We start from the raw sequence: 25,297 nt of genomic DNA, 5'->3' as shown, positions 1-25,297 counted from the left end.
CACGTTACCGTTCGGAGGTGAACGATCAATCATAATCGTCGAATGACTGCGAGATTGTCGGCATTCGTAATCTGGGCCCTGGTGGCCGGATCCATCGTGTTCTGGGGGATGCGCCTGTTCGTGCGGCCGACCCCTGCGCCTTCCAATGCGGTGACGGTGGCGACCTCGGTCGGCCTGCGCGGCGACCTGACGCGCCTGCTCGGCGCCGAGCCGGTCGCGGCCGTGGCCGAGGCCTCGCCGGCCGCCAACCGCTTCAAGCTGATCGGCGTGATGGCGGCGAAGAACAGCCCCGAAGGTTCGGCGCCGGGCGTCGCGCTGATCGCCGTCGACGGCAAGCCGGCGCGGGCGTTCCTGGCCGGCGCGCGTGTCGACGAGAACTGGATCCTGCAGACCGTGAGCCTGCGCACCGCGTCGATCGGCCCGCTGCAGGGAACGCCGGCGCTGGTGCTCGAGATTCCGGCGCTGCCGCCGCCGGCGACCGGCAGCCTGCCGCCGGTCGATACCGCGTCGATGCAGTCCGCGCCGCCGCCGATGCAACCCGCGCCGCAGATGCAGCCGGCACCGCCGATGCCGGCGGTGCAGCAGCCGGGTGCCGTGCCGCCCCCGCCCACCTCGCAATCGAAGGGCGGCAGCAACATGGGGCGTCCGCGCGCACCCTATGTGAAACCGGGCGAAACGGCGCGCTGAATGACGACCCCTCGGTCGACGGGTACGTCGACCGATCCCCCGGGGGGATCCGGGCCGGCTTGGGGCGGCCCGGCGCTCGGCCCGGCTTTGCTCAGTCGCGGGTGAATCGGCCCGGGCCCGAGTTGCCCGCCGGACCGAATTCCGCCGGCAACGACGGTCCGGGATCCTCGCCCTCCGCCACTTCCGTCAGCAGCGCCGCGGCGCTGCGCACCAGCGGCCACGCCAGCGTCGCGCCGGTGCCGTCGGTGCTCTCCATGCCCAGTTCGAGCAATGCGAGCGCATGGAACAGGCCCAGCGTCTGCGTCAGGCCGGGATGGCTGTGGCTGCGACAGAAGACGGTGTAGTCGGTCACCGTCGGTGCGATGCGCGAGGCCACCATCAGCGCGGCGCAGGCCGGCACGCCGTCGGCCATGATCAGGTGGCGCTTGCTCGATGCGACGAGCATCACGCCCACCATCATCGCGATCTCGAACCCACCGTAGGCCGCGAGCACCTCGACCGGGTCGGTGACGTCGCGGTGGCGGCCCTGCGCGCCCTGCAGCACCATCAGCAGCCGGGCTTCGTGGTCGGCGCGCGCACCGGGGCCGCCGAACACCAGCTCGCGGATCGGCTCGCCGGACAGGCCGGACAGCACCAGCGCCGCGCTCTCGTGCGAGCCGACGCCGACGCCGGCACAGGCGATCACGTTGCCGGGCAGCGCATCGGCGATCTCCATCCCGGCGCGGATCGCGGCATGCGCCTGGTCGAGCGTCATCGCGACGTTGACCCGCGCGTTGCGCGTGCCGTGGGCGATCTTGCGGGCCATCAGCCGCGGGTGCGGCGCCACCGCCTCGGCCACGCCGCAGTCGACGACGCTCAGCTCCAGCCCCTGGATGCGGGCGAACACCGACACCGGCAGCTGCGAGGCCAGCAGGTTCTGCACCAGCCTGGCCGTCGACGGCTGGCCGACCGGGCTGATGCCGTCGACCGCCAGGCCGTGGTCGGACGCGAACAGCGCGATCTGCGGCGAACTGAAGCGCGGCTTCAGCGTGTTCTGGATCAGGCCCAGGCGCACCGCGAGCGGCTCGAGTTCGCCCAGGTTGCCGGTCACCTCGCTGCGGCGCTTCAGCTTCTCGCGCAAGGCCTGCTCGAGAAGGGGGTTGGCCGTGGGAGAGATCAGTGATCGGTTGACGGACATGGGCAGGGTGTTGGATCGTGCCGGAGGGGTCGTCATGGAAATCGCCCCAGCGTCACCGTCACTTCGAGTTCGAATACCGAGCATGGATTGTGGAGCAGCGCTCGCGGCCGCGGCAATGGTGTGTCATCCCTAGGAGTCAGGCTGTCGGGCTTGGCGCGCACGGCGGGTTCAGCGCAGGAACAGCCGGTAGACCGGGTTGTCGGTCTCGTCGACGCACGGGTAGGCGAGGCCTTCGAGGAACGCCTTGAAGGCCTTCTTGTCACCGCGCGGCACCTGGATGCCGACCAGGATGCGGCCGTAGTCGGCGCCCTGGTTGCGGTAGTGGAACAGGCTGATGTTCCAGTCCGGGTGCATCGACGACAGGAAGCGCATCAGCGCGCCCGGGCGCTCGGGGAACACGAAGCGGTACAGGCGCTCGTCGCGTGCGAGTTCGCTGCGCCCGCCCACCATGTGGCGCACGTGCTGCTTGGCCAGTTCGTCGTCGGTCAGGTCGATGGTGTCGAAGCCGTGCCTGCCGAAGCTGCGCGCGATCTTCGTCGATTCGCCGCGGTTGCTGGTGGCCAGGCCGACGAACACATGCGCCTGGTTCGCATCCGAGATGCGGTAGTTGAACTCGGTGACGCTGCGCGCGCCGATCAGCTCGCACAGGCGGCGGAAGCTGCCGTGCTCCTCGGGGATCGTCACCGCGAACAGCGCCTCGCGTTCCTCGCCGACCTCGGCGCGCTCCGCGACGAAGCGCAGCCGGTCGAAGTTCATGTTCGCGCCGGTGGTGATCGCGACCAGCGTGCGGCCCTTCAGCTTGTGCGTCTCGGCGTACTGCTTGATGGCCGCCACGCCGAGCGCGCCGGCCGGCTCGAGGATGCTGCGGGTGTCCTGGAACACGTCCTTGATGGCGGCGCAGGCCGCGTCGGTGTCGACGAGCACGAAGTCGTCGACCAGCTCGCGTGCCAGCCGGAAGGTCTCTTCGCCGACCAGCTTGACGGCCGTGCCGTCCGAGAACAGGCCGACGTCGCTCAGCTGCACGCGCTTGCCGGCCTTGACCGAGCGCACCATCGCATCGGAGTCGGAGGTCTGCACGCCGATCACCTTGATCTCGGGCCGCACCGCCTTGATGTACGCGGCGATGCCGGCGATCAGGCCGCCGCCGCCGATCGCGACGAACACCGCGTCGATCGGACCCTGGTGCTGGCGCAGGATCTCCATCGCGATGGTGCCCTGGCCGGCGATCACGTCGGGGTCGTCGAACGGGTGCACGAAGGTGAGGCCGCGGGCCTTCTCGAGCTCGAGCGCGTGAACGTAGGCGTCGGAGTAGCTGTCGCCGTGCAGCACGACCTCGCCGCCGAGCGCGCGCACCGCGTCGATCTTCACGCGCGGCGTCGTCACCGGCATCACGACGACGGCCTGGCAGCCGAGCTTGTGGGCGCCGAGCGCCACGCCCTGCGCATGGTTGCCGGCCGAGGCGCAGATCACGYCACGCTTCAGCGAAGCGGCGTCCAGGTGCGCCATCTTGTTGTAGGCGCCGCGCAGCTTGAAGCTGAACACCGGCTGGCTGTCCTCGCGCTTGAGCAGCACCTGGTTGCCGACGCGCTTCGACAGGCTGCGCGCCGTCTCGAGCGGCGTCTCGTCGGCCACGTCGTAGACCTTCGCCGTCAGGATCTTCTGCAGGTAGTCGGACAGGCTGAGCGGCGAGCCGGTCGCCTTGGCAGGCGCGGGGCGCGGTTTTTTCGGGCGAGCGGCGCCTGCCATCGGGGACTCCTCGGAGGGGTTGTTCTGGGGGCGCCGGATGATACGTCAGTGGTCGCCAACCGCTCGGCCCCGGCGCGCGGCTGGGATGCAGGCAGAAAAAAGCCCAAGTCATTGCTGACTTGGGCTGAATCCACCAATGGAGGAGGTGGAGGAGACAAACGGTGATGTCCCGGAAGACATCGATTGCGCGAGTGTAGCTGCAGTCATGTTGCGCCGCAATATGGGCGAGGGGCTTCGGCGACGCTGCCGGGCGTGGGGTTGTGACGGGATGCACAATGCCGGTCGCCCGCTGGGGCGGATGTGGCGGCTTTGCGAAGGCCTGGAGTCAGACGATGGAATGCACGATCAACTGGATGCCCGCGACCGGGATGGGCATGGTGGCCGAGACCGGCAGCGGCCATGTGCTGCTGATGGACGGTGCGCCCGACGGCGGCGGCCGCAACCTCGCGCCGCGCCCGATGGAGACGGTGCTCGCCGGCACCGGCGGCTGCACCGCCTACGACGTGGTGCTGATCCTGAAGCGCGGCCGCCACGAGGTGACCGGCTGCCAGGTGAAGATGCAGGCCGAGCGGGCGCCGGCCGACCCGAAGGTCTTCACGAAGATCCACCTGCACTTCACCGTCAGCGGCAAGGGCCTGCCGGCGCAGGCGGTCGAGCGGGCGATCCAGATGTCGCACGACAAGTACTGCTCGGCCACCATCATGCTGGCGAAGACGGCCGAGATCACGACCAGCTTCGAGATCGTCGAGGCCTGATCGCCGTCAGATGCGGTGCGCGGTGGCCGTCATGACGCGGGCCGCCAGGCGCATCGCGGTGCGAACCGGCCACGGCAGCGTGATGCCGCCGGCTGCGCTGGCGTCTTCCGCGTGGCGGGCTTCGTCGTCCTTCATCTGCTGCACGATGGCGCGTGACGCGTCGTCGGCGGCGGGCAATTGCTCGTTGTGGCCGGCCAGGTGCGCCTCGACCTGGCGTTCGGTCTCGACGATGAAGCCCAGGCTGATGCGGTCGCCCGCCAGGCCGGCCGCCCAGCCGATGCCGAAGGCGCCGGCGTACCAGAGCGGATTCAGCAGGCTGCGGTGCGCCTGCAGCTCGACGAGCCGCTGGTGCGTCCACGACAGGTGGTCGGCCTCTTCGCGCGCGGCCGCTTCGCAGTGCGAGCGCAACGCCGGATCGCGGGCCGTCAGCGCCTGCGCCTGGTAGAGCGCCTGGGCGCAGACCTCGCCGACGTGATTGACGCGCATCAAGGCACCGGACAGCTGTTGCTCGGCCCGCGTGAGGGTCGGCAGCGTACGGGCCGGCGTGGGCTTCGAGGCGGCGCCGGGTGTCGGCGCGGCGAGGGTTCGCAGCGCGCTGTCGGCGGCGCCCAACCAGTGGTCGAGGCGCGACAGCGAGCGGCCGGAAGTGGCGATGGAAGGCATGCGCGCAGGATACCGAACGGGCGTTCGTGCCGGCATGTGCCGGCGCAGCAAGCATGGTTTCGTGTCGATTCCGTGCACGTTGTGCTCAGACAACACAAGCCCCCAATGCAGTGCCACGAGCCTTTGCTTACATGCCGCGCTCTGGTGCAATACGCCAACTTCCACTGAGGAGGTTGGCTCGGTCTGTCCCCGGCGGGGATTCTGGTGACCGGGACCTCTTGTTCAACTTAGGAGATCGTCGCAATGAAAAAATCTCTACTCGTTCTCGCAGCTCTGGGCGCGTTTGCCGGTGCAGCTTCGGCGCAGTCGTCGGTCACGCTGTTCGGTATCCTGGACGTCGGCGCCCGTTACACCAAGAACGGCGACCAGAAGCTGAAGACGCTGAGCACCGACGGCATCAACAGCAGCCGTCTGGGCTTCCGTGGTGTCGAAGACCTGGGTGGCGGCCTGAAGGCTGGTTTCTGGCTGGAATCGGCTGTGAATCCGGATGCCGGCACGGCCAACTCGACGCGCTTCTGGCACCGTCGTTCGACCGTCAGCCTGATCGGCAACTTCGGTGAAATCCGTGCCGGCCGCGAACTGACCGCAACCTTCACGGGCTTCGCCGACTACGACACCTTCGGCACCAATGGTGTTGCCGACGTGGGCCACTTCAACGCTGCCAGCACCGTCGGTGCCGGCAACGTCGACACGGTGACCCGTTCGGACAACATGGTCAGCTACTACACGCCGGCCCTGGGTGGCTTCTACGCTCGCGCGTCGGTCGCTGCTGGTGAAGGCGTCAACGGCAAGAAGCACATCGCTGGCCGCCTCGGCTACGCCGCTGGCCCGCTGGACGTGTCGGGCACCTACGGCACCACCGAAAACATCACCGACGGCGAGAAGTACAAGAAGGGCATCATCGGCGCTTCGTACGACTTCGGTGCTGTGAAGGTCCTGGGCTTCGGCGCTCAAGCCAAGTACCTCGACGCGAAGCAGAACGTGATCCAGATCGGCGCCTCGGTGCCGGTCGGTGCAAGCACCTTCCGTGCTGGCTACGTCCGCGTCGACATGAAGGGCACGAACGCTGCTGGCGCGAGCATCGATGCCAACGATGCCAACCAGTTCGCTGTCGGCTACCAGTACGACCTGTCCAAGCGCACCGCGCTGTACAGCACGTTCGCGTCGATCAAGAACAAGGGTACTGCCACCTACACGGTGCAAGGCACGACCGCGACGGCCTCGTCGCCGGCTCTGCCCTACATCTCGGGTGGCCAGAAGTCGCAAGGCTTCGAAGCCGGTATCCGCCACTCGTTCTGATCGCAGCGGCACGGCTTGCCGTGCCACTCTGATGCAGTTCGTTCAAAGGCCGCCTTCGGGCGGCCTTTTTCATGGGCGTGTCGCCTGAGTGACACGAATTGACACAACAAGAACGATCGGCGCTTTGTCGCAATCAAGGTTTACGCCAGTGAACGCGTAGCAACAGGAAAGCGCACGACCGTGCTGCTTCAATGACAATTCCTGCAACAAGAAGAATTCGTTTGCTACCGACAACAGGAGACAACTGTGAAAAAGACGATCTTGGTGACTGCGGCGCTCGCTGCGATGGGTTCTTCGGCATTCGCGCAGTCGAGTGTCACGATCTACGGCATCGTCGACGTGGCGATGCGGCATACATCGAACGAGCAGAACGGGGGCGCCGAAGCTGGCATGTGGCGCGAAATCGGTGGGGGTATGTCGCAAAGCCGACTCGGCATCAACACCGTCGAAGACCTCGGTGGCGGCATGAAGGCGCTGGTCAACCTGGAACACCGGCTGTTGCCCGACAACGGCACGCAGCCCGGCGCTCAGTTCTGGCAGCAATCCTGGGTCGGCTTGCAGACCGGCTTCGGCCGCGTGACCCTGGGCCGGCAATACAACGTGCTGTTCGATGTCGTCACCAGCACCTACGCGTCCTATCCCTATTCGCCCTACTTCGAGGCCTACAAGCCGGAGATCGGTTTCGCGGTGGGCGCGCGCGCCGACAACATGGTCAAGTACCTGATCGAAGTCGGCCCGGTGCGCGCTGCGCTGCAGGTGTCGGCCGGTGAAGGTTCGGCCACCGGCGGGAAGACCGTGGGCGGCTACCTGCGCTATTCGGACAGCGGCATCGGCGCCGGCGTGGGCTACGAAGAATACGAGTTCGCCTCGGAGAAGAAGTTGAAGGCCACGACCTTCGGTGCGTCGTACAAGACGGGCCCTTGGTACTTCAATGTCGGCTGGGGCGAGAACAAGGTCGACTCCGGTCTGACGGCCACTGACAGGGCGACGCTCGGTGCCTTCTGGACCGGTGGCGCCAACGGCGGCTTCGGTGGCCCGGCCTTCCAGGCGGCCGACAAGCGCCAGATCTGGACCATCGGCACCAACTTCCAGGCCACGACCGAACTGAATCTGGGCATCCACTACTTCCGTGCGAAGCAGAACGGGCCTGCGGCTGTGGTATCGCCCGATGCCACCGCCAAGTTCCTGACGGCTGCCGCCGACTACGCGCTGTCGAAGCGCACCGATGCCTATGTCGAAGCCGACACCACCAAGCTGAGCGGCAATGTCAGCCTGAACGGTGCCGGCGGCGCAGCCAACGGCGCCCAGAAGCGCAATGGCTTCACGATCGGGCTGCGCCACCGCTTCTGATCGGCTACGCCTTTCACCAGCCAGGGCCGCCACCGAGCGGCCCTTTTTCATGCACGCGCGCCCCTGGGCCCCTCGTTTGCCCGAGGCGGTTCGGAAGTTGCTTCGGCAGTAAAGTCACGCGGGACCTTTCGGGACCTCTTTCACCCACGCATGCTCGCTTTCATCATTCGCCGGTTCCTGCAGGCCATCGTCGTGATGCTGTCGGTGGCCTTCATCTCCTTCATGCTGTTCCAGTACGTCGGCGACCCGGTCACCAACCTGCTCGGCCAGGAGGCCACGCCCGCCCAGCGTGCACAGCTGCGCGCCGATCTGGGGCTCGACAAGCCGTTTCCGATCCAGTTCGCGCGCTTCGTCGGCAATGCGGTGCAGGGCGAGTTCGGCCTCAGCCTGCGCCAGGGCCGCAAGGTCTCGTCGCTGATCGTCGAACGCCTGCCGGCCACGCTCGAGCTGTCGCTGGTGGCAGCCGTCATTGCGCTCGCGGTCGGCATTCCGTTCGGCGTGTATGCCGCGCTGCGCCGTGGCAGCGCGCTGTCGCAGGGCCTGATGACGCTCTCGCTGCTCGGCGTGTCGCTGCCCACGTTCCTGATCGGCATCCTGCTGATCTACATCTTCGCCGTCACGCTGAAGTGGCTGCCGAGCTTCTCGCGCGGCGAGGTGGTCGCCTTCGGTGCGTGGACCTCCGGCTTCTTCACGGTCGACGGCTGGCGCCACCTGATCCTGCCGTCGATCACGCTGGCGGCCTTCCAGTTGACGCTGATCATGCGGCTCGTGCGCTCGGAGATGCTCGAGGTGCTGCGGGCCGACTACATCCGGTTCGCGCGCGCGCGCGGCCTGCCGAACCGGGTCGTGTATTTCTCGCATGCGCTGCGCAACACGCTGGTGCCGGTGATCACGATCACCGGGCTGCAGCTGGGTGCGTTGATCGCGTTCGCCATCATCACCGAGCAGGTGTTCCAGTGGCCCGGCATGGGGCTGCTGTTCATCCAGGCGGTCACGTTCGCCGACATCCCGGTGATGGCCGCCTACCTCTGCCTGATCGCGTTGATCTTCGTCGTGATCAACCTGGTCGTCGATCTTCTCTACTTTGCCGTCGACCCGCGCCTGCGCGTCGAGCGCACGGCAGGAGCCCACTGATGATGCGTGAATCCGCACCCTTGGCCGCGTCGGGTGCCTACCAGCGGCTGGCCGGCTGGCAGCCCGAGCTGATGGCGTTCCGGCGCGACCTGCATGCCCACCCGGAGCTGGGTTTCGAGGAGGTGCGCACCGCCTCCAAGGTGGTCGAGGCCTTGCGCGTGTGCGGCGTCGACGAGGTCCACACCGGCATCGGCAAGACCGGCGTGGTCGGCGTGATCCGCGGCAGCCGGCCCGCCGGTGCGCACGGCGCGAAAGCCATCGGCCTGCGTGCCGACATGGACGCGCTGCCGATGCGCGAAGAGAACGACTTCCCGTGGCGATCGGCCACCCAGGGCCTGATGCACGGCTGCGGCCACGACGGCCACACCGCGATGCTGGTGGGCACGGCGCGCTACCTGGCCCAGACCCGGCAGTTCGCCGGCGACGCGGTGCTGATCTTCCAGCCCGGCGAGGAAGGCTTCGCCGGTGCGAAGGCGATGATCGACGACGGCCTGTTCGACCGCTTCCCGGTCGATGCGGTCTATGCGATGCACAACTGGCCGAGCATGCAGCCTGGCACGATCGGCCTGAACATGGGCGCGATGATGGCGGCCGCCGACCGCATCGAGATCACCGTCAACGGCCGCGGCGGCCACGGCGCGCACCCGTACATGGCGATCGATCCGGTGCTGGTCGCCGCGCACATCATCACCGCGGCGCAAAGCCTGGTGTCGCGCAACGTCAACCCGCTCGACAGCGCCGTCGTGAGCCTGTGCGCGATGCAGGCCGGCGACCTGGGCGCGTTCAGCGTGATCCCCCGCCAGGCGAAGCTGATGGGCACCGTGCGCACGTTCAAGCGCGAAGTGCAGGACCTGATCGAGGAGCGCCTGGGCCGGCTGGCCGAATCGGTGGCGCTCGGTTTCGGCGCGACCGCGAGCCTCGACTACAAGCGCGTCTACCCGGCGACGATCAACACGCCGCGCGAGGCCGCCTTCGCGGCCGACGTCGCCGCCGGCCTGGTCGGCGAGGACAAGGTGGTGCGCGAGCTCGTGCCGAGCATGGGCGCCGAGGATTTCTCGTTCATGCTGCAGGCGCGCCCCGGCGCCTACCTGCGCATCGGCCAGGGCGGCGAAGGCGGCTGCTTCCTGCACAGCACCCGCTACGACTTCAACGACGAGATCCTGCCGCTCGGCAGCGCCCTGCTCGCGACCCTGGTCGAGCGCGCGATGCCGCTGTAGCCGTCTCCGCCTGCCGCGGCCGCGCCGCCGGCCGCCTCGCTCCGACACCCCGACGTTCGTTCATCCCCCAAGGAGTCCACGATGAAGCTGAAACCCACCCTGCTTGCGGCTGCGCTGTTCCTGTCGTGCGGCATGGCCGGTGCCGTGACCCTGCGCGTCGCCAACCAGGGCGATGCGCAGTCGATGGATCCGCATTCGCTGAACGAGACGCTGCAGCTCACCTTCACCGGCAACGTCTACGAGCCGCTGATCGGCCGCGACAAGAAGCTCGCGCTCGCGCCGATCCTCGCCACCGAATGGAAGCAGACCTCGCCGACGGTGTGGCGCTTCGAGCTGCGCAAGGGCGTGACCTTCCACGACGGCACGCCGTTCAGTGCCGACGACGTGGTGTTCTCGCTGAAGCGCGCGGCCGGCGAGGGCTCCGACATGCAGAGCTACACCTCGCCGTTCAAGGAGGTGCGCAAGGTCGGCCCGCTGACGGTGGAGATCGAGACGCTCGCGCCGTTCCCGATCCTGCCGGACGTGCTGACGAACGTCTTCATGATGAGCAGGAAGTGGTGCGAGGACAACAAGGCCGTGATCCCGGTCGACCGCCGCAAGGGCATCGAGAACACCGCGAGCTTCAAGGCCAACGGCACCGGCCCGTTCAGGCTGAAGGAGCGCCAGCCGTCGGCGCGCACCGTGCTGGTCCGCAACGGCACCTGGTGGGGCAAGGTCGACGGCAATGTCGACGAGGTGATCTTCACGCCGATCGGCAGCGCCCCCACGCGTGTTGCGGCGCTGCTGTCCGGCGAGGTCGACGTGATCGAGCCGGTGCCGCTGCAGGACATCGATCGCATCAAGTCGTCGCCGAACCTGAAGGTGTCGCAGGGCCCCGAACTGCGCACGATCTTCCTCGGCATGGACCAGAAGCGCGACGAGCTGCAGTTCTCGAGCGTCAAGGGCAAGAACCCGTTCAAGGACAAGCGCGTGCGCCAGGCCTTCTACCAGGCGATCGACATCGAGACGATCAGGAACCGCGTGATGCGCGGCGCATCGCTGCCGTCGGCGCTGATGGTGGGCCCGGGCATCCGCGGCTTCACGCCGGAGCAGAACAAGCGGCTGCCCTATGACGTCGATGCGGCGAAGAAGCTGCTGGCCGAGGCCGGCTACCCGGCCGGCTTCGAGGTCGGCCTGAACTGCCCGAACGATCGCTACGTCAACGATGCCGACATCTGCCAGGCGGTGGCCGCCAACTTGGCGCGCATCGGCGTGAAGGTGAACCTGCAGACCGAGACCAAGAACACCTATTTCCCGAAGATCCTGCGCCGCGACACCAGCTTCTACCTGCTGGGCTGGACGCCGAGCACCTACGACGCCCACAACGCGCTGACCTCGCTGATGGCCACACCGACCGACAAGGGCCAGGGCCAGTTCAACCTCGGCTCGTACAGCAACCCGAAGGTCGACGAGCTGACGCTGAAGATCCAGAGCGAGACCGACCAGGCGAAGCGCAACGCGATGATCAAGGAGGCGTTCGAGCTACATGCCAACGACGTCGGCCACATCCCGCTGCACCAGCAGGCGCTCGCCTCGGCGATGAAGAAGAACGTCGACATCGTCCAGCTGCCCGACAACTTCATGCCCTACAAGTGGGTGGTCGTGAAATGAATTCGGCGTTGCGGAGATTCTTCGACGGCGACCTCTGGTACAGCTTCCGCCGCTCGCCGACCGCGATGGTGGCCGCGGTCGTCGCCTTCACCTGCATCTTCTGCGCGCTGTTCGCCGAACTGGTCGCGCCGCACAACCCGATGGACCTCGCGACGCTGGAGCTCGCCGACTCGCGGCTGCCGCCGGCCTGGCTGCCCGAAGGCAGCTCGAAATACCTGCTCGGCACCGACGACCAGGGCCGCGACATCCTGTCCGCGCTGATGTACGGCTCGCGCATCTCGCTGCTGGTGGGTGTGGCCTCGGTGCTGGTGTCGCTCTCGGTCGGCGTGTCGCTCGGGTTGCTGGCCGGCTTCGTCGGCGGCAAGACCGATGCCTTCATCATGCGGCTGTGCGACGTGATGCTGTCGTTCCCGTCGATCCTGGTCGCGCTGCTGATCGACGGCATCGGACGGGCGGTGTTCCCGAATGCGCACGAAGGCCTCGCGTTCGCGGTGCTGATCGTCGCGATCTCGCTGACCGGCTGGGTGCAGTACGCGCGCACGGTGCGCGGCTCGACGCTGGTCGAGCGCAACAAGGAGTACGTGCAGGCGGCGCGCGTGATCGGCGTGTCGACGCTGCGCATCATGCGGCGCCACGTGCTGCCCAACGTCACCGGGCCGGTGATGGTGCTGGCGACGATCCAGGTGGCGTCGGCGATCCTGATCGAAGCCACGTTGTCGTTCCTCGGCGTCGGCGTGCCCCCGACCTCGCCGTCGCTCGGCACGCTGATCCGTGTCGGCAACGACCTGCTGTTCTCCGGCGAGTGGTGGATCACGCTCTACCCCGGCGCGATGCTGGTGATGATCGCGCTGAGCGTGAACCTGCTCGGCGACTGGTTGCGCGACGCCCTCAACCCGAAGCTCCGCTGACATGCCGGCCCTGCTCGAAGTGAAGAACCTGCGCGTCGAGTTCCCGACGCGGCGCGGCACGCTGGTGGCGCTCGACGACGTGTCGTTCGACATCGCGCCCGGCGAGATCCTCGGCGTGGTCGGCGAATCGGGAGCCGGCAAATCGCTCACCGGTGCCGCGATCATCGGGCTGCTCGATCCGCCCGGCCGCGTGGCCGCCGGCGAGATCCGCTTCCAGGGCCAGCGCATCGACAACCTGCCGTACGAGCAGATGCGCCGCATGCGCGGCAAGCACATCGGCGCGATCTTCCAGGATCCGCTGACCTCGCTGAACCCGCTGTTCACCGTCGGCCGACAGCTCGTCGAGACGATCCGGACCCACCTGCCGCTCGATGCGGCGAAGGCACGGCAGCGCGCGATCGAGTTGCTGAAGGAGACCGGCATCCCGGCCGCCGAGGCGCGCATCGACCAGTACCCGCACCAGTTCTCCGGCGGCATGCGCCAGCGCGTGGTGATCGCGCTCGCGCTGGCCGGCAACCCGCAGCTGATCGTCGCCGACGAGCCGACCACCGCGCTGGACGTGTCGATCCAGGCGCAGATCATTTCGCTGCTGAAGCGGCTGTGCCGGGAGCACGGTGCGGCGGTGATGCTGGTCACGCACGACATGGGCGTGATCGCCGAGACCTGCGACCGCGTCGCGGTGATGTACGCCGGCCGCGTCGCCGAGATCGGCCCGGTGAACGACGTGATCCATGCGCCGGCGCACCCCTACACCGCCGGGCTGATGGGCTCGATCCCCGCGATGGACCTCGACCGCGAGCGCCTGCTGCAGATCGACGGCGCGATGCCGCGGCTGAACGCGATCCCGCCCGGCTGCGCGTTCAATCCGCGCTGCCCGAAGGTCTTCGGGCGCTGTCGCGAAGAGCGCCCCGACCTGCTCGCAGCCGGTGCGACCCGCGCCGCCTGCTGGCTTCACGACACGCCGGCGGCAGCCGCCGCAGGGGCTGTGCGATGAACGTGCTGGTGGAAGTGCGCGACCTGGTGAAGACCTTCGACGTCTCGGCACCGTGGCTGAACCGCGTGATCGAGCGCAAGCCGCGCCAGCAGGTGCATGCGGTGGACGGTGTCAGTTTCTCGATCGAACGCGGCACCACGCTCGCGCTGGTGGGCGAATCGGGCTGCGGCAAGAGCACCGTCGCGCGGCTGCTGGTCGGCCTGCAGGCGCCGACCGCCGGCGAGGTGCATTTCGGCCACAAGAACATCGCGCTGACGCTGGCCAGCCAGGAAGCGGCCGCGTTGCGTCGGCGCATGCAGATGATCTTCCAGGACCCGTTCGCGAGCCTGAACCCGCGCTGGAAGGTGCACCAGATCGTCGCGGAGCCGCTGACCGAGCACGGGCTGATCACCGACCGGGCGCAACTGAAGGCCAGGGTCGGCGAGCTGCTGCAGTCGGTGGGGCTCGCGAGCGCCGACATGGAGAAGTTCCCGCACCAGTTCTCCGGCGGGCAGCGGCAGCGCATCTCGATCGCGCGGGCGCTGGCCACCGAGCCGGAGTTCCTGGTCTGCGACGAACCGACCTCGGCGCTCGACGTCTCGGTGCAGGCCCAGGTGCTCAACATCATGAAGGACCTGCAGCGCAGCCGCGGGCTGACCTACCTGTTCATCTCGCACAACCTCGCGGTGGTGCGCCACGTCAGCGACCAGGTGGGCGTGATGTACCTCGGCCGCGTCGTCGAGCTGGCGCCGAAGGCGGAGATCTTCGCGAGGCCGCGCCACCCGTACACGCGCATGCTGCTGGATGCGATCCCGGACATCGCGATGAGCGGGCGGGCCCGCACGCCGGTGCAGGGCGAGGTGCCGAATCCGCTGAGCCCGCCAAGCGGCTGTTCGTTCCACCCGCGCTGCCCGCATGCGAACGAGCGCTGCAAGGCGGAGCGGCCGGCGCTGTTGTCGCTCAACGGCATCCAGGTGGCCTGCCACGCGGTGGCAGAAGGACGGATCTAGCCGGGCAGCAGGTGCTCGCCGGCAAACAGCGCGGCAGCGTCTTCGCGGTCGCGGATCAGCCAGGCCTGCGAGCCCGACACCAGCACCTCGGCGGCGCGCGGCCGCGTGTTGTAGTTGCTGGCCATGCTCATGCCGTAGGCGCCGGCGGACAGCACCGCGACGCGGTCGCCGGGCTGCACCGCCAGGGCACGGTCGCGCCCGAGCCAGTCGCCCGATTCGCAGACCGGACCGACCACGTCCCAGGTGACTGCCGCCGCGGACCGCGTGCGGCACGGCACGATGCCCATCCAGGCTTCGTACATCGCCGGGCGGGCGAGGTCGTTCATCGCGGCATCGACGATGCAGAAGTTCTTCTCGTCGCCGGGCTTCAGGTACAGCACCTCGGCGAGCAGCACGCCGGCATTGCCGACCAGCGAGCGGCCCGGCTCGAACAGCACCTGGCGGTGGCCGTGGCCGCGGGCGTCGATGCGCTCGAGCAGTTGTGCGACCAGCACGCCGGCCTCGGGCGGCGTCTCGTCGGTGTAGGTGATGCCCAGGCCGCCGCCGACATCGACGTGCTGCAGCCGGATGCCCTGGGCCTCGACCGCCTCCACCAGGTCGAGCAGCCGGTCCAGCGCATTGAGGTAGGGCGTGGCCTCGGTGATCTGCGAGCCGATGTGGCAGTCGATGCCGACGACCTCCAGGCCCGGCAGCGCGGCGGCGCGCTGGTAGGTGGCGACCGCGCGCTCGTGCGCGACGCCGAACTTGTTGCCCTTCAGACCGGTGGAGATGTAGGGGTGGGTGCCGGCATCGACGTCGGGGTTCACGCGCAGGCTGATGCGGGCGGTGCGGCCGGCGGCGACGGCCACCTGCGACAGCAGCTCGAGCTCGGGCTCGCTCTCGACGTTGAAGCACAGCACATCGGCCTCGAGGGCCTCGCGCATCTCGGTGCGGGTCTTGCCGACGCCCGAGAACACGATGCGCGACGCCGGCGCGCCGGCTGCGAGCACACGCTTCAGTTCGCCGCCGGAGACGATGTCGAAGCCGCAGCCGGCCTGCGCGAAGGTCTGCAGCACGGCCAGGTTCGAGTTGGCCTTCATCGCGTAGCAGATCAGGTGATCGCGGCCGGCCAGCGCACGCTGGTAGCTGCCGAGTGCTGCCAGCATCGCCGCCTGCGAGTACACGTACAGCGGCGTGCCGAAGCGGTCGGCGAGCGCGTTCAGCGCGCAGTCTTCGATGAAGAGATCGGCGCCGCGGTAGGCGACGTAGGGCGAACCGGGCAGGGTCATGGGGTCAGCGGGGGCGCGGAGGCGGCAGAGGATGCGGAGGGTGCCGCGGCAGGCGGCGAGGGCAGCTTCAGCGGCCCTTTCTGGCCGCAGGCCGCGAGCGCGGCCAGCAAAGACATCGATGCGCCCAGTGTTGAAAGGCGTCTCGCTACACTGCGCTGCTGCTGAAACATGCGAACAATTCTACCGGCCATGACTGTCGAGATCGTCCCCACACCCTTGAGCGATGCCCAGTTCCACGCGCTGACCGGCGCCATCCTGTCGAGCATCGAGGCGAGCGTCGACGCCTGGCTGCAGGACGACGTGATCGACATCGACGCGTCGCGCACCGGGGGCTTGCTGGAGATGGGGTTCCCGAACGGCAGCAAGCTGGTGATCAACACGCAGCCGCCGCTGCACGAGCTGTGGCTGGCTGCCCGCTCGGGCGGCTACCACTACAAGCACGTCGGCGGCCGCTGGCTCGACACGCGGGAAGGGCGGGAGTTCTTCGCGGACCTCTCGGCCTGCGCGAGCGAGCAGGGCGGGATGCCGCTGCGCTTCGCCCCGCCGGCCTGAGATCCTGCCTAGCGCTTGAAGAGGTCGAGGATGCCCTTCTTCTCGTCCTCGCTGGGCGGCGTGGGCAGTTTCTCCTCCAGGCCGAGGCTGCTGACGCCGCTGCCGTGGGTGTACTCCTCGTAGTACCACTCGCCACCCATGTTGACCACGCCTTCGGGGGCTGACGGCTCCTCGACCGGAACGCCCTTCAGCGTCTGCTGCATGTAGTCGATCCACACCGGCAGCGACAGGCCGCCGCCGGTCTCGCGGTCGCCCAGCTTGCGCGGGTTGTCGTAGCCGATCCACACCACGCCGACCACGCTGCGCTGGAAGCCGGCGAACCAGGCGTCGTTCGAGTCGTTGGTGGTGCCGGTCTTGCCGTACACGTCGGGGCGCTTCAGCGTGCGTTGCGCATTGGCCGCCGTGCCCGAGCGCGTGACCTCCTGCAGCAGGCTGTCCATCACGAACGCGTTGCGCGCCGGCAGCGTGCGCGTGCTGTCGTCCATTGCCTGCGGCGCCGCCTCGTTCAGCACGTGGCCGCGCGAATCGGTGATCTTGCTGATCAGGAACGGGTTCAGCCGGTAGCCGCCGTTGGCGAACACGCCGTAGGCCGATGCCATCTGCAGCGGCGTCACCGAGCCCGCGCCGAGCGCCATCGTCAGGTAGGCAGGGTGCTTGTCGGGATCGAAGCCGAAGCGGGTGATCCAGTCCTGCGCATAGGCCGGGCCGATCGCCTGCAGGATGCGGATCGAGATCATGTTCTTCGACTTGGCGAGGCCGCGGCGCATCGACATCGGCCCGTCGAAGGTGCCGTCGTAGTTCTTCGGCTCCCAGGGCTGGCTGCCGGTGGTGCCGGCGTCGAAGAACAGCGGGGCGTCGTTGATGACGGTGGCCGGCGTGAACCCTTTCTCGAGCGAGGCCGAGTAGATGAACGGCTTGAAGCTCGAACCCGGCTGGCGCCACGCCTGCGTGACGTGGTTGAACTTGCTCTTCGCATGATCGAAGCCGCCGACCATCGTGCGCACGGCGCCGGTGCGCGGATCGAGCGAGACGAACGCGCCTTCGACCTCGGGCAGCTGGGTGATCGACCAGTCGCCCTTCGGCAGCTTCACGAGCCGGATCACCGCGCCGGGGCGGATCTGCGTCTTCGGGTTGCCCTTTTCGGCGAGGCCGGAGGTGGCCGGCTTCAGGCCTTCACCGGTGACGGTCAGCGATTCGCCGCTCTGCAGCACCGCCACGACCTTGCGCGGGCTCGCTTCGAGCACCACGGCAGCGCGCAGTTCGTCGTTGTCGGGGTGCTCGACCAGGGCCTCGGCGATGCGGGCGTCGAGGTCTTTCAYGTTGGCCGGCAGGTCGACATAGGCCTCGGGGCCGCGATACACCTGACGGCGCTCGAAATCCATGATGCCCTTGCGCAGCGACCGGTAGGCCACGGTCTGCTCGGACGCCTGGATGGTCAGGTAGACGTTGAGTCCGCGCGTGTAGGCCTCTTCGCCGTACTGCGAGAAGATCATCTGGCGCGCCGCCTCGGCCACGTACTCGGCGTGAACGACCACTTCAGGTGCCGCGCGGTACTTCAGTTGCTGCGCGCGCGCCGCATCGTGCTGCTCCGGCGTGATGAAGCCGTTCTCCAGCATGCGGTCGATGATGTAGAGCTGGCGCTGCGTTGCGCGCTTCGGGTTGACGATCGGGTTGTAGGCCGACGGCGCCTTCGGCAGGCCGGCCAGCATCGCGGCCTCGGCGATCGTGATGTCCTTCAGCGGCTTGCCGAAGTAGATCTCGCTGGCCGCCGCGAACCCGTGCGCGCGCTGACCGAGGAAGATCTGGTTCATGTAGATCTCGAGGATCTGGTCCTTGCTGAGCAGGCTCTCGATCTTCAGCGCCAGCAGGATCTCGTAGATCTTGCGGGTGAACGTCTTCTCGGTGGAGAGATAGAAGTTGCGCGCCACCTGCATCGTGATGGTCGAAGCGCCCTGGCTGCGCGACTCGTTGAACTGCGCGAGGCCGGCCCGCAGCACGCCCTTGTAGTCGACGCCGCCGTGCTGGTAGAAGCGCGCGTCCTCGATCGCCAGCACCGCGTCCTGCATCACCTTGGGCACCTGGGCGAGCGGCGTGAAGTTGCGGCGTTCCTCGCCGTACTCGCCGAGCAGCACGCCGTCGGCCGAATAGACGCGCATCGGCAGCTTCGGCCGGTAGTCGGCGAGGCCGCTGACCTGGGGAAGGTTCGGATACGCCACCGACAGCGCGATGCCGATCACCAGCAGCAGCGTGAGCACGCCAGCCAGCGCGCCCCCCACCAGCCACGACAGCGCACGGCCCAGCCAGCGAGCCCAGGCGGGCAAGGGCGAGGAGGCAGAAGAAGAGGATCGGCGGTTCGGGCTGGCTGCCGGGCGCTCGGACGGGCCCTCGGATTCGCTCATGGGACTCCAACAGTGGTCGCGACGATTATATGAAGCGACTTTGACCGGTCCGCATCGACCGTGAACTGCTTGGCAGCTTGTGTCGCCGGGTGCCTAGGGTTGACCCGGAATGACAAATTTTGGCTCCAAAATCCGTCAGGCTTTCGCAACGAGGATGGGTTGCAAGAAAAGGAAAAATCTTTGTTGCACAAAGGGTTTACTGCTAGCATTGAAGTAACTTCTTAACAATCCAGCGCACGTATCACCGCCAATTCGGTCGTCGATTCGTGTCGCGTTGGGAGATGGCCCCTTGAGCTTCCTAGACCTGTTGTTAGGCCGAAAGCATCCACCGATGATCGGCTTGGATATCAGCTCGTCCAGTGTGAAGCTGGTCGAGCTGGGCCAGAGTGCCTCCGGTGAATATGTACTCGAGCGTTTCGCCTCCGAGAGCTTCGAGAAGGGCTGGATCACCGACGGCCAGATCGAGAAATTCGACGAAGTGGCCGACGCCGTCCGGCGCGTGGTCACCAAGAGCGGCACCAAGACCAAGCAGGTCGTGCTCGCGATGCCGCAATCGGCGGTGATCACGAAGAAGATCATGCTGCCGGCCGGTCTTCGCGAAGAAGAACTCGAGCTGCAGGTCGAATCCGAAGCCAACCAATACATCCCGTTCTCGCTGGACGAGGTGAGTCTTGACTTCTCCGTGGTCGGCCCGAGCCCCACGTCGGTGGGCGATGTCGAGGTGCTGATCGCCGCGTCGCGCAAGGACCGCGTGCAGGACCGTCAGGGCCTGGCGGAAGCCGCCGGCCTGAAGCCCGCGGTGCTCGACATCGAATCGCATGCCTCGCGCCTGGCGATGGGCCGGCTGATCGAGGCGCTGCCGAACGAGGGCAAGGACGCCCTCGTCGCGCTGTTCGAGATCGGTGCCGACACCACGAGCCTGAAGGTGCTGCGCGACGAAGAGATGCTCTACGACCGCGACCAGGCCTTTGGCGGTTCGCAGCTGACGCAGCTGATCTCCCGCCAGTACGGCTTCTCGTTCGAAGAGGCCGAGCAGAAGAAGCTGTCGGCCGAATTGCCGGAAGACTACGAGTCGTCGCTGCTGGTGCCGTTCGTCGACAGCCTGTCGCAGGAGATCGGGCGTGCGCTGCAGTATTTCTTCACCAGCACGCCGCACCACAAGGTGCACTACGTGATGCTGGCTGGTGGCACGGCGACCCTGCCGGGGCTGAAGGACCGCGTCACCGAGTTGACGGGCTTCGCGTCGATGGTCGTCAATCCGTTCGAAAACATGAAGCTGGGCTCCGCGGTCCGCGAGAGCAAGCTGCGCCGTGAAGCGCCTTCCTACCTCACGGCCTGCGGGCTGGCGATGCGGAGGTTCCTGCAGTGATTCTGATCAACCTACTTCCGCACCGCGAAGAAAAGCGCAAGCGGCGCAAGGCGGCGTTCTTCCTGGGCCTGGCGCTGGCCGCCGCGGCGGGTCTCGCAGCCGTCGGCATGTGGTACCTGGTGCTGCAGCAGATGACGGAGAACCAGATCCACCGCAACGAATTCCTGTCGGTGAAGATCCGCGAGCTCGAGGCGCAGATCAAGGACATCGCATCCTTGCGTGCCGAGATCGACGCGCTCAAGGCACGGCAGAAAGCGGTCGAAGACCTGCAGATCGATCGCAACCTGCCGGTTCACGTGCTCAACGAACTCGTCAAGCAGACGCCCGAAGGCGTCTATTTCAGCAGCATCAAGCAGGAAGGCCAGGTGCTGCAGCTGACCGGCATCGCGCAGACCAACGAGCGCGTGTCCGAGCTGCTGAGAAACACGAGCAACAACTCCGAATGGCTGACGAAGCCGGAGCTGGTCGAGATCAAGGCGGCCACCGTGCAGACGGCCAGCCGCGAGCAAAAGCGCCTGTTCGACTTCTCGATGCGCGTGACCATCAAGCGCCCGCAGGATGTCGACGCGGCCGCAGTCGCTGCCTCGGCCGTCGTGCCGGGTGCTGCGGCCAGCGCCGCCGTCGCTGCGAAGAAGCCCTGACCATCGAGACGCCATGGCAACGAAAGCGAAATCCGTCAACGTCGATCTGAACTCGGTCTTCGGGGCTGCCGCCTCGCAATTCCGGGGGCTGAATCCCAATGAACCCGGCCAATGGCCGATGCTCCCCAAGCTCGCCACCTGGCTCGTGCTGGCCATCATGGTGGTCGTGGTGGGCTGGTTCCTGCTGCTCGCCGGTGTCGACGAGCAGTTGCAGGCCGAGCGCGACAAGGAACCCGTCCTGAAGCAGGACTACCGGGGCAAGCTGGCGCAGGCCGTGAACCTCGAAGAATTGCGCAAGCAGAAGCTGCAGGTCGAGGAATACGTGACCCAGCTCGAGAAGCAACTGCCCGGCAAGGCCGAGATGGACGCGCTGCTGTCGGACATCAACCAGGCGGGCCTCGGCCGCGGCCTGCAGTTCGAGCTGTTCCGTCCTGGCCAGGTGCTCGTGAAGGAGTACTACGCCGAACTGCCAATCTCGATCCGGGTGACGGGGCGCTACCACGACATCGGCGCGTTCGCGGCCGATGTGGCGAACCTCTCGCGCATCGTCACGCTGCACAACATGCAGATCGCGGCTGCCAACACCAGAGACGCCAACGGGTTGCTGGGCATGGACGCGACGGCCAGAACCTACCGCTATCTGGATCCGAACGAGATCACAGCGCAGCGCCAGGCTGCGGCGAAGGCCGCGGGAGCGAAGAAATGACGGGAACCACATTGCGTTGGCCGGCAGCCGCCTGTGCGAGCGCCATCATGGCGCTCACCCTGACCGCCTGTGGCGATGCGCAGGACGAGTTGCAGCAGTGGATCGAGCAGCAGCGCCGCGAGGTGAAGCCGAACGTGACGCCGCTGTCGCCGCCGAAGAAATTCAACCCGCAGGCCTACCTGGCCGGCGCGGGCGTCGAGCCGTTCAGCGCGCAGAAGCTGACGGTGGCCATCAAGCAGGAATCGCGGCAACCGAATTCGTTGCTGGCTGCGGAGATCAACCGCCGCAAGGAACCGCTCGAAGCGTATCCGCTGGACAGCATGGCGATGGTCGGCAGCGTGACCAAGCAGGGGCGCCCGTACGCGCTGCTGCGGGTCGACAACCTGCTGTACCAGGTGAAGATGGGTGACTACCTGGGCCAGAACTACGGCAAGGTCACCAAGATTTCCGAGACGGACGTCTCGTTGCGCGAAATCGTGCAGGACGCGGCGGGTGAATGGATCGAGCGTACGAGCTCTCTTCAGCTTCAGGAACGGGCGCGGTGAAGAACATGCAGGAGAAACAGATCATGGGTAAGTGGCAAGTTCGAAGCGTTGCGCTCGCGTTGCTCTTCGGCGCGTCCTTGTCTGCGTGGGCGCAGAACGCCATCCAGTCCATCAACAGCTCCCAACAGGCGGGTGCAGAGGTCGTGCGCATCGAGTTGTCCGAGCCCTTGGCGGCGGTGCCGACCGGCTTCACGGTCCAGACGCCGCCACGCATCGCGCTGGACCTGCCGGGGGTCGGCAATGCGATGGGCAAGTCGAACCTGGAGATCAACCAGGGCAACATCCGCTCGATCAACGTCGCGCAGTCGGGTGACCGCACGCGGTTGGTCATGAACCTGAAGACAGCATCGAACTACCGGGCGCAGCTCGAAGGCAAGGTGCTGGTGGTGGTGATGGAAACGGCGGCACCGGCCGGCGGCGTCGCTGCCACGGCCAAGGCGCCGGTGGCGGGTGAATCGACCCGTTTCGCGGAGAACCTGAACGACGCGCCGATGCCGCTGAAGGGCATCGACTTCCGCCGCGGCCAGGATGGTGCGGGCCGGGTCGTGGTCGACCTGCCGAACAACCAGGTCGGGGTCGACATCCGCCAGCAGGGCCAGAGCCTGGTGGTCGAGTTCCTGCGCTCGAACCTGCCGGAGAACCTGCGCCGCAAGCTCGACGTGACCGACTTCGGCACGCCGGTGCAGAGCGTCTCGACCTTCCAGAACGGTGACCGTGTGCGCATGGTCGTCGAGCCGCGCGGCGCCTGGGAGCACAGCGCGTACCAGACCGACAACCAGTTCGTGCTGGAAGTGCGCCAGCAGAAGCAGGATCCCAACAAGCTGGTGCAGGGCCCGGGCTATGCGGGCGAGAAGCTGTCGCTGAACTTCCAGAACATCGAGGTTCGCGCGCTGCTGCAGGTCATTGCCGACTTCACCAACTTCAACGTCGTCACGAGCGACACCGTCACCGGCAACGTGACGCTGCGCCTGAAGGACGTGCCGTGGGACCAGGCACTCGACATCATCCTGCAGGCCAAGGGCCTGGGGCTGCGCAAGTCGGGCAACGTGATCTGGATCGCGCCGAAGGACGAGCTCGCGTCGAAGGAGAAGATCGACCTCGAGGCGAAGGCGCAGATCGCCAACCTGGAGCCGGTGCGCACGCAGTCGTTCCAGCTCAATTACACGAAGGCCGAAGAAGTGGCCAAGGGCCTGACCGGCCAGAATACGGCGGGTGGCAGTGGAGCTGCGTCGCGCATCCTGACGACACGCGGCAGCGTGATCTTCGAGACCCGCACCAACCAGCTGTTCGTCAGCGACATTCCCTCGAAGCTCGAGGAAATACAGGCGATGATCGCCAAGATCGACGTGCCGGTGCGGCAGGTGCTGATCGAAGCGCGCATCGTCGAAGCGAACGACAGCTTCGGTCGCTCGCTGGGGGCGAAGCTGGGTTACTCCGACCTGCGCGGCCTCAATGGTGGCGTGCCCGGATTCAACACGGGCGGCAACATGCGGGTGGGGGTCGGCGGCAACATCAATGCGATCGGCGTGCAGACCGGGCAGGCCACTCCGCCAATGCTGTACAGCGATACCAATTTCGTCAGCCTGCCGGCCACCCGCCAGAACGACTACAACGCCGCGACGTTCGCGCTCTCGCTGTTCGGGGTCGGTGCCAACCGGTTCCTGAACCTGGAGTTGTCTGCGCTGGAAGCCGAGAACAAGGGCAAGATCCTGTCGAGCCCGCGCGTCATCACGGCCGACCAGGTGAAGGCCTTGATCGAGCAGGGCACGGAACTGCCGTACCAGACCGCCACGTCCAGCGGCGCGACGGCCATCCAGTTCCGCAAGGCGAACCTGAAGCTCGAAGTCACGCCGCAGATCACGCCGGAAGGCAACGTGATCCTCGACCTCGACGTGACCAAGGACACCGTGGGGCAGGTGACCTCGCAGGGCCTGGCCATCGACACCAAGCACGTGCGCACGCAGGTCCTGGTGGAGAATGGCGGCACGGTCGTGATCGGCGGCATCTTCACGCAGGACGACCAGGAGAGCGTGACCAAGGTGCCTTACCTCGGCGACATTCCCTTCCTCGGCAACCTCTTCAAGACCAGGACGAAGTCGTCGAGGAAGACCGAACTGTTGATCTTCATCACGCCGAAGGTCGTGAGCGATCGCACTGCGGTGCGCTGATATGACTGGCCTCAGAAATCAGGTACTTGACATGAACTACGTTGTACTCAATCGGCTTGCCGCGGCTACCTTGGTGTCGTTCGCGTTGGCGTCGTGCGGTGGGAGCAGCGATGACGAGGCGGGTTCGCCCACGGCGTTCGCGACCATCCCGACTGAAGTTACTTTTGCAGGTGCGGCCACTGCACCCGCCACGGGTTGCGCGGGTGGCACGGCCGAGATCGCGGTTGTCGGCGGGGTTGCGCCCTATTCGGTGAAGACGACGTTTCCGGACGTGATTTCCTTCAACACCACGACTGYCGGAAATCGAGGCGGCACCTTCAGGATCACGGTGGCATCGGGCATCTGCCTGAATCCGGGCAACGTGATCGTCACCGACAAGCTGGACCACGTGRTCACGGTGAAGGTGACGTCGACGGCGACCGTTCCCGCCAGTTGAGGGTCTGACGCAGCATGACGCTGCCCGGCCCTGGAACACCCGCCTTCTGCTGCGTGTCCTCGTGGAATCCGACGCCCGCCCGCTGATCCTGGTGGGCATGCCGGGTGCCGGAAAATCCACGATCGGACGCCAGCTCGCAAAGCGGACCGGGCGAACATTCCGTGATTCGGATGCCGTGCTCGAAGAGCGTTTCGGCTGCAGCGTGCGGAGCTACTTCGAGCGCGAAGGCGAAGCCAGCTTTCGGGATGCCGAGTCCGCGGTGCTCGATGAGTTGACGAAGGAGCAGCAACTGGTCGTGGCGACCGGCGGCGGCGTGGTGCTCCGGGCGTCCAACCGGGCGCTGATGCGCGAGCGCGGTCAGGTGGTCTACCTGAGCTGCCATCCCGACGAGTTGTTTCGCCGGCTGCGAAACGACAGCCAGCGTCCGCTGCTGCAGGTCAGCGACCCCCGTGCACGCCTGCGCGAACTCCACCAGCAGCGCGATCCCCTCTACCGCGAGGTGGCGCATTTCGTGATCGAGTGCAGTCGAGCCACGGTACCGGCGCAACTGGGCAAGCTGATGATGATGCTCGAGTTGGCGGGAGTGATCGGCTAGCCTGGAACACTCCCGGGCGCGTCGCCGAGCTTGCACGCGACGGGCGCTA

General features: G+C 67.1%; 24 protein-coding genes. 18 read left to right on the top strand and 6 right to left on the bottom strand.

Features of this window, described 5'->3' with window-relative positions; genetic code table 11:
• Positions 1–42 precede the first annotated feature (42 nt).
• Complete coding sequence (locus AC1DXV_RS02450; RefSeq protein ID WP_477932312.1) at positions 43–687, top strand: type II secretion system protein N; 645 nt, start codon at positions 43–45, stop codon at positions 685–687.
• A gap of 91 nt (positions 688–778) precedes the next feature.
• Here the strand turns inward: AC1DXV_RS02450 and AC1DXV_RS02445 are convergent, their stop codons facing one another.
• Complete coding sequence (locus AC1DXV_RS02445) at positions 779–1,864, bottom strand: nicotinate-nucleotide--dimethylbenzimidazole phosphoribosyltransferase (RefSeq protein ID WP_477932310.1); 1,086 nt, start codon at positions 1,862–1,864, stop codon at positions 779–781.
• 168 nt (positions 1,865–2,032) lie between these two features.
• Positions 2,033–3,610 carry a threonine ammonia-lyase, biosynthetic gene (ilvA, locus tag AC1DXV_RS02440; protein ID WP_477932308.1) on the bottom strand — a complete coding sequence of 526 codons (1,578 nt, stop codon included), beginning with the start codon at positions 3,608–3,610 and terminating at the stop codon, positions 2,033–2,035.
• A 332-nt stretch (positions 3,611–3,942) separates the two neighbouring features.
• Here ilvA and AC1DXV_RS02435 point away from each other — a divergent pair, with 332 nt between their 5' ends.
• Positions 3,943–4,365 carry an OsmC family protein gene (locus tag AC1DXV_RS02435; protein ID WP_047585097.1) on the top strand — a complete coding sequence of 141 codons (423 nt, stop codon included), beginning with the start codon at positions 3,943–3,945 and terminating at the stop codon, positions 4,363–4,365.
• A gap of 6 nt (positions 4,366–4,371) precedes the next feature.
• Here the strand turns inward: AC1DXV_RS02435 and coq7 are convergent, their stop codons facing one another.
• Positions 4,372–5,028, bottom strand: a complete 657-nt coding sequence (gene coq7 / locus AC1DXV_RS02430; protein ID WP_477865757.1) for a 2-polyprenyl-3-methyl-6-methoxy-1,4-benzoquinone monooxygenase — start codon at positions 5,026–5,028, stop codon at positions 4,372–4,374.
• Positions 5,029–5,271: 243 nt separating this feature from the next.
• Here coq7 and AC1DXV_RS02425 point away from each other — a divergent pair, with 243 nt between their 5' ends.
• The 8 genes from AC1DXV_RS02425 to AC1DXV_RS02390 all read left to right on the top strand — a co-directional run bounded on the left by AC1DXV_RS02425 (position 5,272) and on the right by AC1DXV_RS02390 (position 14,569).
• A complete protein-coding gene (locus tag AC1DXV_RS02425; RefSeq protein WP_477865756.1) occupies positions 5,272–6,327 on the top strand; it encodes a porin in 1,056 nt (351 codons plus the stop codon).
• Positions 6,328–6,573: 246 nt separating this feature from the next.
• Positions 6,574–7,677: a porin gene (locus AC1DXV_RS02420; protein ID WP_477865755.1), complete on the top strand. Its 1,104-nt coding sequence runs from the start codon at positions 6,574–6,576 to the stop codon at positions 7,675–7,677.
• Positions 7,678–7,827: 150 nt separating this feature from the next.
• Entirely contained in the window at positions 7,828–8,811 is a 984-nt protein-coding gene (locus AC1DXV_RS02415; RefSeq protein WP_477865754.1) for an ABC transporter permease, read from the top strand.
• Positions 8,811–10,028, top strand: a complete 1,218-nt coding sequence (locus AC1DXV_RS02410) for a M20 aminoacylase family protein (RefSeq protein WP_477865753.1) — start codon at positions 8,811–8,813, stop codon at positions 10,026–10,028. The genes AC1DXV_RS02415 and AC1DXV_RS02410 overlap by 1 nt, the downstream gene beginning before the upstream one ends.
• A gap of 81 nt (positions 10,029–10,109) precedes the next feature.
• Complete coding sequence (locus AC1DXV_RS02405; protein WP_477865752.1) at positions 10,110–11,678, top strand: ABC transporter substrate-binding protein; 1,569 nt, start codon at positions 10,110–10,112, stop codon at positions 11,676–11,678.
• A complete protein-coding gene (locus AC1DXV_RS02400; RefSeq protein ID WP_477932306.1) occupies positions 11,675–12,586 on the top strand; it encodes an ABC transporter permease in 912 nt (303 codons plus the stop codon). The genes AC1DXV_RS02405 and AC1DXV_RS02400 overlap by 4 nt, the downstream gene beginning before the upstream one ends.
• A gap of 1 nt (position 12,587) precedes the next feature.
• Positions 12,588–13,580: an ABC transporter ATP-binding protein gene (locus AC1DXV_RS02395; RefSeq protein WP_477932304.1), complete on the top strand. Its 993-nt coding sequence runs from the start codon at positions 12,588–12,590 to the stop codon at positions 13,578–13,580.
• Entirely contained in the window at positions 13,577–14,569 is a 993-nt protein-coding gene (locus tag AC1DXV_RS02390) for an ABC transporter ATP-binding protein (protein WP_477932299.1), read from the top strand. The genes AC1DXV_RS02395 and AC1DXV_RS02390 overlap by 4 nt, the downstream gene beginning before the upstream one ends.
• On the opposite strand, the gene lysA is transcribed toward AC1DXV_RS02390, so the two are convergent.
• Complete coding sequence (gene lysA / locus AC1DXV_RS02385; RefSeq protein WP_477867714.1) at positions 14,566–15,837, bottom strand: diaminopimelate decarboxylase; 1,272 nt, start codon at positions 15,835–15,837, stop codon at positions 14,566–14,568. The genes AC1DXV_RS02390 and lysA overlap by 4 nt on opposite strands.
• The gene (gene lptM / locus AC1DXV_RS02380; protein WP_477867712.1) at positions 15,834–16,007 is read right to left on the bottom strand and encodes an LPS translocon maturation chaperone LptM; all 174 of its coding nucleotides are present in this window, start codon (positions 16,005–16,007) and stop codon (positions 15,834–15,836) included. Before lptM ends, lysA begins: the two co-directional genes overlap by 4 nt.
• 19 nt (positions 16,008–16,026) lie before the next feature.
• On the opposite strand from lptM, the gene cyaY reads away from it, so the two are divergent.
• Entirely contained in the window at positions 16,027–16,389 is a 363-nt protein-coding gene (cyaY, locus tag AC1DXV_RS02375; RefSeq protein ID WP_477843566.1) for an iron donor protein CyaY, read from the top strand.
• Between the two features lie 8 nt (positions 16,390–16,397).
• On the opposite strand, the gene AC1DXV_RS02370 is transcribed toward cyaY, so the two are convergent.
• Positions 16,398–18,788: a penicillin-binding protein 1A gene (locus AC1DXV_RS02370; protein WP_477932297.1), complete on the bottom strand. Its 2,391-nt coding sequence runs from the start codon at positions 18,786–18,788 to the stop codon at positions 16,398–16,400.
• Between the two features lie 331 nt (positions 18,789–19,119).
• Here AC1DXV_RS02370 and AC1DXV_RS02365 point away from each other — a divergent pair, with 331 nt between their 5' ends.
• From AC1DXV_RS02365 to AC1DXV_RS02335, 7 genes are all read left to right on the top strand, one after another.
• Positions 19,120–20,157 carry a pilus assembly protein PilM gene (locus AC1DXV_RS02365; protein WP_052202850.1) on the top strand — a complete coding sequence of 346 codons (1,038 nt, stop codon included), beginning with the start codon at positions 19,120–19,122 and terminating at the stop codon, positions 20,155–20,157.
• Positions 20,154–20,798, top strand: a complete 645-nt coding sequence (locus tag AC1DXV_RS02360) for a PilN domain-containing protein (RefSeq protein ID WP_477932295.1) — start codon at positions 20,154–20,156, stop codon at positions 20,796–20,798. Before AC1DXV_RS02365 ends, AC1DXV_RS02360 begins: the two co-directional genes overlap by 4 nt.
• Before the next feature lie 13 nt (positions 20,799–20,811).
• Entirely contained in the window at positions 20,812–21,504 is a 693-nt protein-coding gene (locus tag AC1DXV_RS02355) for a type IV pilus inner membrane component PilO (protein WP_477932336.1), read from the top strand.
• A 47-nt stretch (positions 21,505–21,551) separates the two neighbouring features.
• Entirely contained in the window at positions 21,552–22,049 is a 498-nt protein-coding gene (locus AC1DXV_RS02350) for a pilus assembly protein PilP (RefSeq protein WP_477865568.1), read from the top strand.
• 23 nt (positions 22,050–22,072) lie between these two features.
• On the top strand, positions 22,073–24,217 hold the full coding sequence (locus AC1DXV_RS02345; protein ID WP_477932293.1) for a type IV pilus secretin PilQ: 2,145 nt from the start codon (positions 22,073–22,075) through the stop codon (positions 24,215–24,217).
• A gap of 31 nt (positions 24,218–24,248) precedes the next feature.
• A complete protein-coding gene (locus AC1DXV_RS02340) occupies positions 24,249–24,653 on the top strand; it encodes a hypothetical protein (protein ID WP_477932291.1) in 405 nt (134 codons plus the stop codon).
• 61 nt (positions 24,654–24,714) lie between these two features.
• On the top strand, positions 24,715–25,248 hold the full coding sequence (locus AC1DXV_RS02335; protein ID WP_477865565.1) for a shikimate kinase: 534 nt from the start codon (positions 24,715–24,717) through the stop codon (positions 25,246–25,248).
• The last annotated feature ends 49 nt before the right edge of the window (positions 25,249–25,297 follow it).

It is taken from the genome of Rhizobacter sp. P3_C12, assembly GCF_056402735.1.
The sequence above is the reverse complement of the archived record's forward strand: the minus strand, read 5'-3'. Positions and strand labels throughout refer to the sequence as shown.